The sequence below is a fragment of the Faecalibacterium langellae genome, assembly GCF_002549775.1.
GTDB classification, from domain to species: domain Bacteria; phylum Bacillota; class Clostridia; order Oscillospirales; family Ruminococcaceae; genus Faecalibacterium; species Faecalibacterium langellae.
In genome coordinates, this window is the sequence record NZ_NMTR01000006.1 from 88636 (window position 1) to 101283 (window position 12648).

A 12648-nucleotide genomic window follows, 5' to 3' on the forward strand; every position below is an offset into this window, starting at 1 on the left:
CCGGCGCCTCCTTTCTCTGGTTTTGAAAAGTGTTGATTTTGGCGCAAAAAGCCCCTGTCCTGCCTCCCGGACGCTTCCCATGGGAAAACACCCACGCCGCCCTTCAAGCGGCGCTCTGAGAGGAAAAAACAGAGGTTTTCGCACCCTAATTGATACATTTTTCGGGTGGGTATAGGCACGGATATGAAAAAACGCCATAGGGCGGCTGCCTATGGCGTGGGGACAGGAAAAGGGCGCTGATTTTCACATCAGCGCCCTTCGTGCCTGTCAGTATGAGATTTTTTGACTTCGTACCGTGTTCCCTGCCTTTGAAAACATTGATTTTACTGACTTTTTCATGTTTTCTTATTAGGAGGCGGGGAAAGCCGTTCCCTTTTTGTTTAAATCAATATTCCCTCGCAATGGTCCATCTCGTGCTGGATGATCTGCGCCGTCCAGCCGGTGAAGGTCTTGATGCGCGGCTTGCCCTCCGCCGTCTGGTACTGCACCTTGATGCTCTGCCAGCGCTTCGCTTTGCGCACGCCTTCCAGCGAGAGGCAGCCCTCCTCGGCTTCATAGGGCCCGGATCTTTTCAGGATGACCGGGTTGAACAGCACCAGATATCCGTCCTCGGATTCCACCGCGATGATGCACTTTGCCTCGCCGATCATGTTCGCCGCCATGCCCACGCACCCGTCCGCATGGGCGGTGAGGGTCTCCAGCAGGTCGCGGGCAATGGGCGCGTCCTCCGGCGTGGCAGGCGCGGACTTCTGTGCCAGAAACAGCGGGTCGCGGTTGATGGGTCGAATCATAAAAGATACCTCACTTTTTCAACAAAATGCCAATGATAAATCCCGCCGCTGCGGGCAGTACCCAGCCGAAGCCCAGCCCGGCCAGGGGCAGGGCGTTTGCAAGGGTCGACAGCGGGCCCAGGGGCAGGGCGGCGGCGATGCTCTGCACGGCGGTGCAGCCCACGCACAGCGGGTAGACCGCCCGGCGGCGCTCCAGCCCCGGCACGAAGGAAAGGGTGATCAGCACGATGGCTGCGGGGTAGATGGCGTTCAGCACCGGGGTGGACAGCCGGATGATGCCCGCCAGCCCCAGGTTCGAGATGAGCATGCTGGCCGCCGCGAAAAAGGCCGCGATGGCCGGGTAGGGGATGCGGGGCAGCAGCTGGTGGAAGTACTGCCCCACGCAGGCGATGAGCCCCACGCAGGTGTTGAAGCAGGCAATGACGAAGATGGCCGCGACAAGCACCAGCCCCGCCCGGCCGAACAGGTCCTGCGCCAGGGCGGTGAGCACCTCGGCACCGGTGGCAAGGCCCGGGTGCACGGCCCCGGTCTGGGCACCGGCGTGGCCCAGCATGACGTAGACGGCCAGCAGCAGCCCGCCCGCGATGAACCCGGCGCGGATGGTGCCCCGCTCCACGGCCGGGCCTTCGGTGATGCCCCGGGCCCGGATGTTCAGCGCGATCACCGCCCCGAAGTTCAGCCCGGCCAGGGTGTCCATGGTCTGGTAGCCGTACAGGATGCCCTGGGCGGCGGGCAGGGAAACATATTCCGCGCTGGGCGCGGCATAGTGGGCCGTCAGCGGGTGGGCAAGGCACCCGGCGAACAGCACCACGATCAGCCCGATCAGGCAGGGGCAGAGGATGCGGCCCAGCAGGTCGGTGAGTTTGTCCGGGTGTAGGGCCACGCAGAAGGCTGCCGTGAAGAACAACACCGAGTAGATCAGCTGCAGCCCGGCCCCGCCGCCCACCAGCGGCACCAGCATCTGGAACGAGGTGCTGGCCGTGCGCGGGATGGCAAGGCAGGGCCCGATGGAGAGATACACCAGCACGGTGAACACCGGCGCAAAGAGCGGGTGCACCCGGCTGGCCAGTTTGTCCAGGCCCCCGGCCCTTGCCACGGCCACGACGCCCGCGATGGGCAGGCCGATGGCGCTGACCGCAAGCCCCGCGAAGGCGGGCCACAGGTTCGCCCCGGCCTGCGCGCCCAGGTGCGGCGGGAAGATCAGATTGCCCGCCCCGAAGAACATGGAAAACAACGTGAACCCGACCAATAACAGGTTCCTGCCGGAAAGTTTCTGCTGCATGTGCACCCCTCGTTTCTGCTCCGCAGCGCGCGGCACTGCGGTGGATACTTTCCAGTGTATCGTTTTACGGCTTTCATGTCAAGGAAAGAAAACATGAAGAAATGTAATGACGGGCATGACGCCTGCTGATGGGCGGTGATGCAGCGGTCATTGGCTTTTGCGGCGCGGGGTGTTATACTTATTTATAATAGGAATAGGTGCAAAATCGTTGCGGGCAGCGCAAAACTATGTTACAATAAAAAAGCCACCCCGGTTGGGGTGGTGGATAGGTGCTGCCTGCATCACAGGTGGTCATGCTCCCTCCGGCAAGCGTCGGGGGATGTGAATTATTGTTAAGGAACACGGGCCCTGGCCCCAACGGCATTTCTTCTGCCACTGGCATTGGAGTGCCGCTGCCCCCGTTCGCAAACGCGAAAGGGGGGATGCTTCATGGTGTGGAACGATGTTATGCAGCTGCTTCTCGTCATCGGCGGGACGGTCGGCCTTACATTCAAAATCTCATGGGCAATCTTTCAGGAGATCCATAACAATAAGAAATGACCGCCCACAGTCTTCCAAACGCTGAGCGGTCATTCTTATTGACTATCTAGCTGAGGGGAGCTGACCATTGCGGGCAGCACCTTTTCTGTTTGTAGTATAGTGTTTTTTTGCAGGGATGTCAAGAGGGGTTCTATGACGGGAACGGGTTCGAAACAGCTTTTCCGCCGCGCGGGTGCGGTGGTGTTCTGGCTGGCGGTGTGGCAGTGCGCCGCCATGGCCATTGGGCAGGAGGTGTTCCTGGTGTCGCCGGTGCAGGCGCTGCGCACCCTGCTGGAGCTGCTGCCGCAGGCGGCGTTCTGGCGGCGGGTGGGCTTCAGCTCCGGGCGCATCCTGCTGGGCTTCGGGCTGGGCGCGGCGGCGGGCACCCTGCTGGCCGCTGCCGCCGAGCTTTCCCCCCTGGCCGACACCCTGCTGGCCCCGGTGATGCAGCTGGTGAAGGCCACGCCGGTGGCAAGCTTCATCATTCTGGCGCTGGTGTGGGTGCGGGGGTCGTCGCTTTCGGTGCTCATCAGCTTTCTCATGGTGCTGCCGGTGCTCTGCGGCGCGGTGCGCACCGGCATCCGCGGCGCGGACGTGCAGCTGCGGGAGATGGCGCGGGTGTTCCGGCTGCCGCTTGGCCGCCGCCTGCGGGCCATCTGGCTGCCTGCGGTGCTCCCGGCCTTCCGGCAGGGGTGCAGCGTGGCGTTGGGCATCTGCTGGAAAAGCGGCATCGCGGCCGAGGTGATCGGCCTGCCCAACGGCTCCATCGGCGACGCGCTCTACCGGGCCAAGATCACCCTTTCCACCGGGGAGCTGTTCGCCTGGACCTTTGTCATCATCCTGCTGAGCACGGGGTTCGAAAAGCTGTTCCTGGCCCTGCTGGACCGGGCCGCAAAGGCTGTGACGGGGGAGGTGCCATCATGCTGAAGATCGACGGGCTGGAAAAACGCTTCGGCGAGAAGGTGCTGTTCCGGAGCCTGAGCTTGACCGTGGACGGCCCGGCGGTGCTGTGGGCCCCCAGCGGCTGGGGCAAGACCACCCTGCTGCGCATCCTCATGGGGCTGGAAGCGCCCACCGCAGGCGCGGTGCAGGGCGCGGGCCGGGTGAGCGCCGTGTTCCAGGAAGACCGCCTGTGCCCGCAGCTCACCGCGCTGCAGAACGTGCTGCTGGTGCTGCCCGGGGCGGGGGAGCGGTATGCCCCGGCGGTCACGGCAGATTTCGCGCGCCTTGGCATGGATGCCGCCGCCCTGGCCCTGCCTGTGGCAAAGCTTTCCGGCGGGCAGAAGCGCCGCACGGCCCTGCTGCGGGCGCTGTGGGCCGAGGGCGACACCCTGCTTTTGGACGAGCCCTTCACCGGTATGGACCCGCAGACGCTGGCGGCGGCTGCCGCCCTTTTGCAGGAGCGCTGCGCGGGCAGGCCCACCCTGCTTGCCACCCACGACCGTGCCGCCATCGCCGCCTTGGGCTGGCCGGTGATCGAGCTGGAGAAACAGTAAAGGAAAGAGCAATGGACATGCGTCCATTGCTCTTTCCTTTTTACAGCCAGTTTCACAGCAGCTGTGCCAGGATGCTGTTCTGCACGATGAGTCCGGCCGGAGTGAGGGCGAGGGTGCGGCCGTCGAATTCGGCATAGCCTGCCTTCACGCAGTTTTGCACAAAGGCCAGCTGGGCGGTGGAAAACTCTTTGCCGTAGAGCCGCTTGTAGGCGTCCAGTGAGAGGCCTTTGCGCAGCCGCAGCTGCAAAATGAGGTAGTCCTCGGCCCCACAGCTGCCGTCCATCACCGGGGCGGCTTCGTCGCGCAGGAAGGCGGCGGTGTCCGGCGGGTAATAGAACCGTTTGCCGCCCATGCAGGAGTGGGCCGCCGGGCCAAGGCCCAGGTAGTCGCCGCAGTCCCAGTAGATGAGGTTGTGGCGGCCCTCGAAGCCCGGCTTTGCGAAGTTGGAGATCTCATACTGGCGGTAGCCGTGGTGCTCCAGCTGCTCCACCGCGTAGAGGTAGAAGTCGGCGGCTTCGTCGCCGGTGGGCAGGCCTTCCGGCGGGCGTTTGCCGAAGGCGGAGTCCGGCTCGATCTTTAAAAGGTAAGCGGAAATGTGGGTGGCCCCGCCGCCCTCGATCAGCTCCAGGGTCTCGTCGAACTCGGCCTGGGTGTAGTGGGGCAGCGCCAGCATGATGTCGCCGCTGATGTTCTCAAACCCCGCCTGCCGCGCCATGGCAAAGGCGGCCCGGGCCTGTTTGGCCGTGTGGGGGCGGCCCAGGGTGCGCAGCTGGGTGTCCCGGGCGGACTGCACCCCGAAGGAGATGCGGTCCACCCCCGCCGCCCGGAAGCCCGCAAGGCTCTCGGTGGTGACGGTCTCGGGGTTCGCTTCCAGGGTGATCTCGGCCCCGGGCAGCGGCGCGGCAGCGTCGAGGAGCCGCTTTGCTTGCGCCGGGGTGAGCAGGCTGGGCGTGCCGCCGCCGAAATAGACCGTATCCGGCCGCAGGGGCGCGCCTGGCGCAAAGCGGGAAAGCTCCCGCAGCAGGGCGTCCACATAGGCGTCCGGCACGCCGCGCTCGCCGGGGCGGGAGTAGAAATCGCAGTAGCGGCATTTGGAGAAACAATAGGGGATGTGCAGGTAAAGCCCCAGGGACATACAAAATCACAGCCTTTTTCATGAAACGTTCATTTCTATGCAGTATACTATATTCTGTAGACCGGAGCAAGAGCAAGTGCCCCGGCAGAATAGACTGGAGGAATTCCACGATGGATTACAACAACTACAATCGCGGCTACACCGAGCCCACCATGACTTCGGCTGACTATATGACCCGCACCTACCGCTGGATGGCGTGCGGCCTGCTCATCACCTTTGCGGCCGCGTTCGTCACGGCCACCACCCCGCTGATCTATGTGGTGGATTCGCTTTACCTGCTGTTCACCATCGCCGAGCTGGCGCTGGTGTTCATGCTCAGCAGCCGGGTGCAGAACATGTCGGTGGGCGGCGCACGGGCCACCTTCTTCGGCTACGCAGTGCTCAACGGCATGGTGCTGAGCTACTACTTCCTGCTGTTTGACGTGAGCACCCTGGTGCTGGCCTTCCTGGCCACGGCGCTCTACTTCGGGCTGATGGCCGTCTACGGCACCACCACCCACAAAGACCTCTCCGGCTGGGGCCCGAAGCTGATGCTGGGCCTCATCGCCCTGCTGGCCACTGGCTTCGTCGGGATGCTGTTCGGCATGGGCTTCGGTGCCACGGTGCTGTACAGCGGCATCGGCCTGGTGGTGTTCATGCTGCTCACCGCCTACGACACCCAGAAGCTGAGCCAGATGTACGCCTACTACGCCTACGACAGCGAGCTGGCCGAGAAGGCTTCCATCTACGGCGCACTGACCCTGTACCTGGACTTCATCAACATCTTCCTGTATGTGGTGCGTCTGCTGGGCATGAACAACCGCCGCCGCAGCTGATCTTTTCCCCGCGATGCAAAAGGCGCTCTCCCCGCGAAGGGAGGGTGCCTTTTTTGCTGCGCAGCCCGCCCGGCAGGGGAGCAGGCGGTGTTTTGCGCCCGGCCGGAAGCAACAGATAAAACAAAAAAGCAGCCTCTGCTGAAGCTGCCGTAACAGTAGTCCTCTTGTTAGCCGTTCTTCCTACGGGTTGGGAACCGCGGGCTAAGCAACAGCCCACTGGGCTGATTGCTTCCCCTGCTAACGCAGGGCCGCCCTGTTCAAGTCCTCTTATCCGCTGTTGCAGCTGACGAAAACTATGCATATAAAACAAAAAAGACAGCTTACAAAAAGCTGTCTCTCTTGGTGCAGTAAAGCAATCCAAATCCGAACCATTTTCCTTTGATGCGGCTTGGGCCGCTTCCTCAAACGTGATGGTCTGTGTACCTTCTTTATAGTTAAAGGTTATCAAAACCTTATCATCGTACAGATAAATCGAATTGATGAACGTATCCACCAACGCTTGCCTCTGGTCTTTCAGGCTCATGTCCAGTTTACGGAAGCGCATCAGCCAGAAACGGATAAATTCCTCTTTGATTTTTGGCTTTGCCAGCTTTTCTTCCGCAATGCGGGCTTCAAGCTCACGCTTGGTTTCTTCGAGCTGTTCCAACCGTTCCTTGGTGGAACTGGTGAGGATTCCGGCTTGAATTGCGTTGAGCATATTCTGGATACCCGATTCTGCATCCCGGAGCTGTTTCTCATAGAGAGGAAGGTTGGTGTTCTCTCGGTCTTGCAGCTCCATGACCTTGGCGATAATGGATTCCATGGCGGCATCGTCCCGGACAAGCTGCATGGTCTGGTTCACCACCAGATCTTCCAGCCACTGTTTGCGGACAGTTTTCTTCTTGCAGCCCTTCTTCTTTTTGGCCGTGGCACATTTATAGTAGCGGTGGACTTCTCCCGTCCGGCTTGTGCCGCTTTCGCCAAACATCAGCGCACCGCAGCAACCACAGTGCAGCTTGGTTGTCAGCAGGTAATCGTCCTCTGCCTTTCTTCGGGCAGGGGCTTTCTTGTTTTTGGCAATCTTTTCCTGCACATCATCGAACAGTTCCAGCGGCACGATGGGCGGAATCGCATCCGGCACGACCACATCCCGGAATTTCAGTTCTCCGATATAACGCCGGTTTTTGAGCATGTGCTCCACGCTGTTGTAAGTAAATTCGCCTCCGACCGGGTTCTTGATGCCGTTTTCATTCAGCCAGTCCCGAATCTCTTTCATCGTGAGGCCATCCCGATACTTCGTGAACGATTCCAGCACGAAAGGGGAGGCAAGCGGGTCGATGTGAAATTTCCGCTCGGAATCCAGCGTATATCCAAACGTTCCACGACCACCGTTGCAGCGGCCTTTCAGGATGTTCTCTGTCTGTCCACGGACAACCTTTTCGGCAAGGTCGGCAGAGTAGTATTCTGCATAGCCCTCCAGAACCGATTCCAGAATGATACCCTCTGGCCCCTCGGAGATGATCTCCGTAGCCGACATGAGCTTGACACCGTTCTTCTTCAGCTGGGTCTTATACCGGGCACTGTCGTAGCGATTCCGGGCAAAGCGGTCAAGTTTCCAGACCAGAACAATATCAAACAGCTTCTTGTCGCTGTCCTTTATCATCTGTTGGAATTGAGGGCGATTATCCGTCTTGGCAGAGATGGCGCGGTCAATGTAGTGCTTGACGATAGTGATGTCATTCTTTTCGGCATAGGCCGTGCATTCACGAATCTGGCCTTCGATGGATTCTTCGCGCTGGTTATCACTGGAATAGCGGGCGTAGATCACAGCGGTCATGGCAAGCACCTCTCTTTACACGTCATTGAACGGTGGAGCGTTCTTTCAAAGCACTGTTTCGTATAATGTATATACCATGTTTTGATGGAGAAATCAAGACTTTTTATTATCTTCAGTTTTTCTTTTTGAACAATTGACCCAACAGCCACCCCTCTCGTTGAAATGAGGTGACTGTTGGGCCGACTTGCTCGGATTCCTTTATTCTTCGTTTAGCTGGACGATGGTATTATAAAAGATTTTGTTTGGAATAACGACTTGAAGAACACCCTTTTTCAAAAGTGCTTCTATGCGTTTCATGACATACCAGTCACTTACCGGAGCAGAAATCGCTTTTAATACGTCTGCGGTAAGTTCACCAACCGAAATAGGAATTCTCGATACTAAACTAATAATTCTCTGGTCGAAATAATCTATGTTAACGCTTTTAACATCGTTCGCATGCCAAATACGCATGGAGGTGTTTTCGTTTAATAGCTTTCCCCATCTTTTGGCATACTCAGTAATAGTTTCTTCCGTCAAATACTTTTGTGAGATCTTATCGGTTTTCCCTTCCATAAATTCTTTCAGACCTTCTCTGGATGCAAGCAAAATTCTATTTGTACCATACTTTGCTGCATAGTAACAAATATAATAAATGCCGCACCAACAATCGGCAGAACTCCTGACCCAAACACGCAGTGGCTTATGATTTATCATATCACATTGAACCGCATTCGCTGTACCATGATATTTCGACCACAGTTGTCTAGCTTCAATTTGGCTGTCAGGATAATATTCTGAAAGGCAATTCACGAATTGTTTGCAACGATATTCTGAATCGCAAGCATATTGAAGTTCTCCCATTGATAACATAAACGGAAACAACTTTACACTTTCGACGATGCCTAAAGCTGCTAACATATTGACATCACTGGGTTCAAAAACAATTTCATCCATAGCTGGTCAGAATCATAATTTCGGGATGGTAACTTGTGTAGTTGCACTCCAATAGATTGGTTTGCTTGAGCCAACCACTCCAAAATAACACCCAACGCTGCAATCAAGATAAGTTCCAACATCATAGAAGTCATATGTATAGGTTGTATTATATATACTTTGTTCTGGAACTAGTGCTGGAATAGAAAATATTGTGACCTTACACTGCTTTGGGTGATTACTTTGCTTTCCTTCATTGAATAGCTAGAACAACAGCTACTATCAAGAACAAAGTTGAAAGCCCAAGCTGAACCCATGCAATTTTTTCGTTTTCGGCATTGTTACAGCCTTTGGAGGATACTGCCACTTGGATATAATGCACTGCTACGATTCCATATGAGAAAAACAAAGAAGCCCAAGCATAAGGTACTGCGCTTTTATCTGTCAATCGGACAAGATTACTAGTCCATACTGAAATGCAGCCCCAAAGGGCAAAAGGAGCAATAAGAAAAAAGTTGCTTTTGCCTTTTTTCATTCTTAGCCTCCCACAGCTTGATGGTACGATTTTGTAGTATCCATAAGGTGTCCACCGGAATCATACGAATACAAAATATCATGATAGCAATGGGTATAGTAGCTATTACTCATGATCATATTTTCCTTTCCTTATTTTGATTTGATTGCTTTTACGACTAAATAAATGACCAGTATGCCGATGCAGAGAGAAATAATTGTCAATGCCTCTGCCGTTGCATTAAGGCAAGCACCAATAAAATAAATCAATACCAAAAATGCAACAAAAGCGATAAGAAGCAGTACCCATTTGTTTTTTTTCATGTTATCACCTCCCTATCTACAAAAGTTGGCATTAAATTTTTGTTGAACCAAAGGAATTGTTGAGAATACAATCAATACCCATTTGGAGAGATAGTAGCAAACTACATGACGTGTATACGGAAGCACATTAAAAATGGCAAGCAGGAAATCTATTGATGAAAGAATAGATGCGATTGTCTTGTAACTTGACTTCTTCTTTTCACCTAAAGACTTATTCTTTGCTTCGATAGGAGAGAGAAAGATGGAGATGACCAAAAGAGCTGCTGTTGTCAGGATACGAAAAAGGTGATTTGCTGCGATTGCATTACTTAGCAAAATGCAGATAAGTGCCAGTCCGGTAAACGCCAGATAGCATCTGGTGTGCGACGTTGCGTGATATCCACCAATGTAGATTCGCTGTGGGATAAACCCGATCAAAAATGAAAGTGCGTACCGCACATCACCACACACAGCAGCGATGAGAATAACAAGCAGAATGCTCACAACAGATGATATGAGCAACTCGTACCCATAGACATACGCATCCGCCTTTGCTTCATCTATCACTTTTTGCTCGCAGAAAAGACGGACTGATTTTTGAGACAGCGTGCGTTCCCACATTGCAGTTGCGCCACCTTATCTTCTGATTTTTGCTTCACTGTATCATAAATTTCAGCAAAATCAAGAGGTTTGGCAAAACTGGTCGTTCTGGTGACAAAAGTGGTAGGTCAGGCTACTTGTAAGGAGCCTTTGCACAGTCTATAATAGTAGCAGGACATTATTTTGTGGAGGTTGTCGAAATGCTGAAGTACCACGTTGCAGTCTGCGATGATGAGAAGTCAGACCTTGATGGCATTGTTCAAAGCGTCCAGCAGTACGATGTGCAAGGCTGCTTTGACATTGAGACTTACATGGATGGGAATGAACTTCTGAGCGAATTGCAAATGCAGAAAAAATCCTTCGATTTGCTGCTGCTCGATATCGAGATGCCATCCAACGGTTTTCAGTTGGCGCAGTCTTTGATCCAAATGGAGAAGCATCCTTTGGTGGTATTTGTCACGAAGCGGCATGAGTACGCTGTGCAGGGATATGGCGTTGCATTCCGCTACCTTGTCAAACCTTTGGATCAGACACTGTTCGCTGCGGCAATGGATGCCGTCCTTCAGGAACTGAACTCCAAACATTTCACGATCGAATACGATGGTGTTACCATGTCCTTGGAAACATCGGACATTTACTTTCTGGAAAGCCACGGACATAAAGTTCTGATTCACTGCAAGGAGCAAGACCTTACATTGCGAATGAGCATTCCTGAAGCCTTGGAGCAGCTTCCCAAACGGTGCTTTGTGTCACCACACAAAAGTTATCTCGTCAACATGGAACACATTGTTTACGCTACGGGAACCGCTGTTTTTCTTTCCAGCGGACATCAGCTGCCGATCAGCAGGAGGAAGCGTCAGGAGTTCAATCAGATCTTCAACGCTTATTTGGGAAGATGATGCTTTATTATTTCGTTGAGTTTGCAGGGAGCTTTGCCAACATTGCCCTGTTGCTGCTTTTTATCGGTCGGCTGTTTCCCAAAAAGGAGCCCGTCTCAAGGTGGTTCTATGCCTATGTTGCACTCTTGATTGCTGGGCAGTGTGCTTTGAGTTTATTCCCGGATTGGGTGACGCAGCGCACGATCTATCTTTTAGTTGGCGGATTTTTCCTTGCATTGCTGTTCTATGAGGTTCGACCGTGGCAGGCGGTTTTTGCAAGCGGAGCTTTCTTCACACTGATTGCTTTGGTGGAAGTGCTTGCAATGCTTCTGATTGGGCTGCGTATCCCGGATACCGACATTCTGATGCAGGCTGGGGCAGCACGGTTGGTCTATATTGTTTTTTCAAACCTGATTCAAATTCCACTCGTAGTTCTGATTTCACATTTTTTCAGCCGAAAGGGAAATGCTCTGCGCATCCTATGGCTGCTGCCGATCATTGCGATTCAAATCGCAAGTATCGCGGTCTGTTATGTGGCACAGTATCATGCTGCGGATGATTATTTCCCTGATTATATGGTCGGCCTTATGGCTGTACTTCTCCTTATAAACATCCTGATCATGTTCTATGTGGAAGCTCTCCGGGAAAATGAGCTAGAAAAATTCAAAGTCAAGTTCAATGAGCAGCAGTACAACCTTCAAATGGAATACTACCAGCAGCTCAAAGAACGTCAGGAAGAAGTCCGTTCTCTACAGCATGATGTGAAGAAATACATTCTGGCGATGCAGGCAGTTGCAGAACACGGTGATACCGAAGAACTTCACAAGATCGCACAGGCCGCCACGAATGTTTTCGAGCGTTCCACAAATATTTCTGCTGTCGGAAATCCTGTTGTTGATGCTCTTTTGAATTATTACTTACGAATTGCGGAAAGGAATAACATCAAAGTCAAACTGGATGTGACGATTCCTGAAGTTCTGACGATCTCATCGTTGTCTTTGAGCATCATCATCGGAAACACATTTGACAATGCCATTGAAGCCTGCTGCGACCTGCCAGCAGAACAGCGAATCATTCATCTACAGCTGCGCAAGCAGTATCGAAGCCTCTTCTATCGGCTGGAAAACCCATACAGTGATACTTCTCGCGGAATCCGCATCGGAGAGTATCACGGTTACGGACTAAAAAATATAAATCGTATCGTTCAAGAGAACCATGGCGACTTCTACACAAAGAAGAAGGACGGTGTGTTTACCGTCCAAGTCCGCCTGAACTGCGAAAATTAAAACATTCTCCTAAAACATTGCTTTGCTTTTGCTTGTACTTTGTGTGTTTCATTCATCTGATGTATTCATTATCCTGAAGTGTTGACACACATCAATACTTATGTTATCATTCCCAACAAATCCACAGCGATTTCTGTAAAGAAACGATTCTGTGCGGTTTTATTTCCTGCGAAGATTTACCGCCCCGCAACACACCCGATTCATTTTGCCGCTGTTTCACCCGACAAAATCCATCGCTATGCTGCATGGGCGGTATTTTTCTTTTACGGGAAACGCACCTTGAAAATCTCATGAGCCGA

At 53.9% G+C, this 12648-nt stretch carries 14 protein-coding genes; 5 read left to right on the forward strand and 9 right to left on the reverse strand.

Translation table 11 applies throughout. The features are described 5' to 3' along the window. Positions 1-380: 380 nt before the first annotated feature. Positions 381-791, reverse strand: coding sequence for a peptide deformylase (locus CGS49_RS03085; RefSeq protein ID WP_097800465.1), 411 nt, complete (start codon positions 789-791; stop codon positions 381-383). A 10-nt stretch (positions 792-801) separates the two neighbouring features. Continuing rightward, positions 802-2073 (reverse strand): branched-chain amino acid transport system II carrier protein, encoded by a 1272-nt coding sequence (brnQ, locus tag CGS49_RS03090; RefSeq protein ID WP_097800466.1) that lies wholly within the window; start codon positions 2071-2073, stop codon positions 802-804. A 672-nt stretch (positions 2074-2745) separates the two neighbouring features. Here brnQ and CGS49_RS03100 point away from each other — a divergent pair. Both CGS49_RS03100 and CGS49_RS03105 read left to right on the forward strand, forming a co-directional pair. Beyond that, the gene (locus CGS49_RS03100) at positions 2746-3519 is read left to right on the forward strand and encodes an ABC transporter permease (RefSeq protein ID WP_097800468.1); all 774 of its coding nucleotides are present in this window, start codon (positions 2746-2748) and stop codon (positions 3517-3519) included. Next, positions 3513-4088, forward strand: coding sequence for an ATP-binding cassette domain-containing protein (locus CGS49_RS03105; protein WP_097800469.1), 576 nt, complete (start codon positions 3513-3515; stop codon positions 4086-4088). Before CGS49_RS03100 ends, CGS49_RS03105 begins: the two co-directional genes overlap by 7 nt. Positions 4089-4140: 52 nt before the next feature. On the opposite strand, the gene hemW is transcribed toward CGS49_RS03105, so the two are convergent. Then, the gene (hemW, locus tag CGS49_RS03110) at positions 4141-5223 is read right to left on the reverse strand and encodes a radical SAM family heme chaperone HemW (RefSeq protein ID WP_097800470.1); all 1083 of its coding nucleotides are present in this window, start codon (positions 5221-5223) and stop codon (positions 4141-4143) included. A 110-nt stretch (positions 5224-5333) separates the two neighbouring features. Between hemW and CGS49_RS03115 the strand changes: the two genes are divergently transcribed. Continuing rightward, positions 5334-6038, forward strand: coding sequence for a Bax inhibitor-1/YccA family protein (locus CGS49_RS03115; protein ID WP_097800471.1), 705 nt, complete (start codon positions 5334-5336; stop codon positions 6036-6038). Here CGS49_RS03115 and CGS49_RS03120 read toward each other — a convergent pair. The 5 genes from CGS49_RS03120 to CGS49_RS03140 all read right to left on the reverse strand — a co-directional run bounded on the left by CGS49_RS03120 (position 5980) and on the right by CGS49_RS03140 (position 10206). Further along, positions 5980-7854 (reverse strand): recombinase family protein, encoded by a 1875-nt coding sequence (locus CGS49_RS03120; RefSeq protein ID WP_242975343.1) that lies wholly within the window; start codon positions 7852-7854, stop codon positions 5980-5982. The genes CGS49_RS03115 and CGS49_RS03120 overlap by 59 nt on opposite strands. 198 nt (positions 7855-8052) lie before the next feature. Then, positions 8053-8790 (reverse strand): DUF3658 domain-containing protein, encoded by a 738-nt coding sequence (locus tag CGS49_RS14400; RefSeq protein ID WP_223387800.1) that lies wholly within the window; start codon positions 8788-8790, stop codon positions 8053-8055. Positions 8791-9022: 232 nt separating this feature from the next. Continuing rightward, on the reverse strand, positions 9023-9304 hold the full coding sequence (locus CGS49_RS03130) for a hypothetical protein (RefSeq protein WP_005943373.1): 282 nt from the start codon (positions 9302-9304) through the stop codon (positions 9023-9025). A 131-nt stretch (positions 9305-9435) separates the two neighbouring features. Next, complete coding sequence (locus tag CGS49_RS14120; RefSeq protein ID WP_179859011.1) at positions 9436-9606, reverse strand: hypothetical protein; 171 nt, start codon at positions 9604-9606, stop codon at positions 9436-9438. Between the two features lie 12 nt (positions 9607-9618). Beyond that, complete coding sequence (locus CGS49_RS03140; protein ID WP_097800472.1) at positions 9619-10206, reverse strand: accessory gene regulator B family protein; 588 nt, start codon at positions 10204-10206, stop codon at positions 9619-9621. 179 nt (positions 10207-10385) lie between these two features. Here CGS49_RS03140 and CGS49_RS03145 point away from each other — a divergent pair, with 179 nt between their 5' ends. Continuing rightward, positions 10386-11084, forward strand: a complete 699-nt coding sequence (locus tag CGS49_RS03145; protein ID WP_097800473.1) for a LytR/AlgR family response regulator transcription factor — start codon at positions 10386-10388, stop codon at positions 11082-11084. Next, a complete protein-coding gene (locus tag CGS49_RS03150; protein ID WP_097800474.1) occupies positions 11081-12349 on the forward strand; it encodes a GHKL domain-containing protein in 1269 nt (422 codons plus the stop codon). The genes CGS49_RS03145 and CGS49_RS03150 overlap by 4 nt, the downstream gene beginning before the upstream one ends. A 106-nt stretch (positions 12350-12455) precedes the next feature. Here CGS49_RS03150 and CGS49_RS14285 read toward each other — a convergent pair. Beyond that, positions 12456-12648 (reverse strand): hypothetical protein (locus tag CGS49_RS14285; RefSeq protein WP_207653396.1); only part of this gene is annotated, 193 nt, incomplete at its 5' end.

Bases quoted from the DNA above. Each gene is read 5' to 3' on its own strand.
- brnQ (WP_097800466.1), bottom strand. From the start codon at position 2,073: ATGCAGCAGAAACTTTCCGGCAGGAACCTGTTATTGGTCGGGTTCACG.
- CGS49_RS14400 (WP_223387800.1), bottom strand. From the start codon at position 8,790: ATGGATGAAATTGTTTTTGAACCCAGTGATGTCAATATGTTAGCAGCT.
- CGS49_RS03085 (WP_097800465.1), bottom strand. From the start codon at position 791: ATGATTCGACCCATCAACCGCGACCCGCTGTTTCTGGCACAGAAGTCC.
- CGS49_RS03130 (WP_005943373.1), bottom strand. From the start codon at position 9,304: ATGAAAAAAGGCAAAAGCAACTTTTTTCTTATTGCTCCTTTTGCCCTT.
- CGS49_RS03120 (WP_242975343.1), bottom strand. From the start codon at position 7,854: ATGACCGCTGTGATCTACGCCCGCTATTCCAGTGATAACCAGCGCGAA.
- hemW (WP_097800470.1), bottom strand. From the start codon at position 5,223: ATGTCCCTGGGGCTTTACCTGCACATCCCCTATTGTTTCTCCAAATGC.
- CGS49_RS03100 (WP_097800468.1), top strand. From the start codon at position 2,746: ATGACGGGAACGGGTTCGAAACAGCTTTTCCGCCGCGCGGGTGCGGTG.
- CGS49_RS03115 (WP_097800471.1), top strand. From the start codon at position 5,334: ATGGATTACAACAACTACAATCGCGGCTACACCGAGCCCACCATGACT.
- CGS49_RS14120 (WP_179859011.1), bottom strand. From the start codon at position 9,606: ATGAAAAAAAACAAATGGGTACTGCTTCTTATCGCTTTTGTTGCATTT.
- CGS49_RS03140 (WP_097800472.1), bottom strand. From the start codon at position 10,206: ATGTGGGAACGCACGCTGTCTCAAAAATCAGTCCGTCTTTTCTGCGAG.
- CGS49_RS03150 (WP_097800474.1), top strand. From the start codon at position 11,081: ATGATGCTTTATTATTTCGTTGAGTTTGCAGGGAGCTTTGCCAACATT.
- CGS49_RS03105 (WP_097800469.1), top strand. From the start codon at position 3,513: ATGCTGAAGATCGACGGGCTGGAAAAACGCTTCGGCGAGAAGGTGCTG.
- CGS49_RS03145 (WP_097800473.1), top strand. From the start codon at position 10,386: ATGCTGAAGTACCACGTTGCAGTCTGCGATGATGAGAAGTCAGACCTT.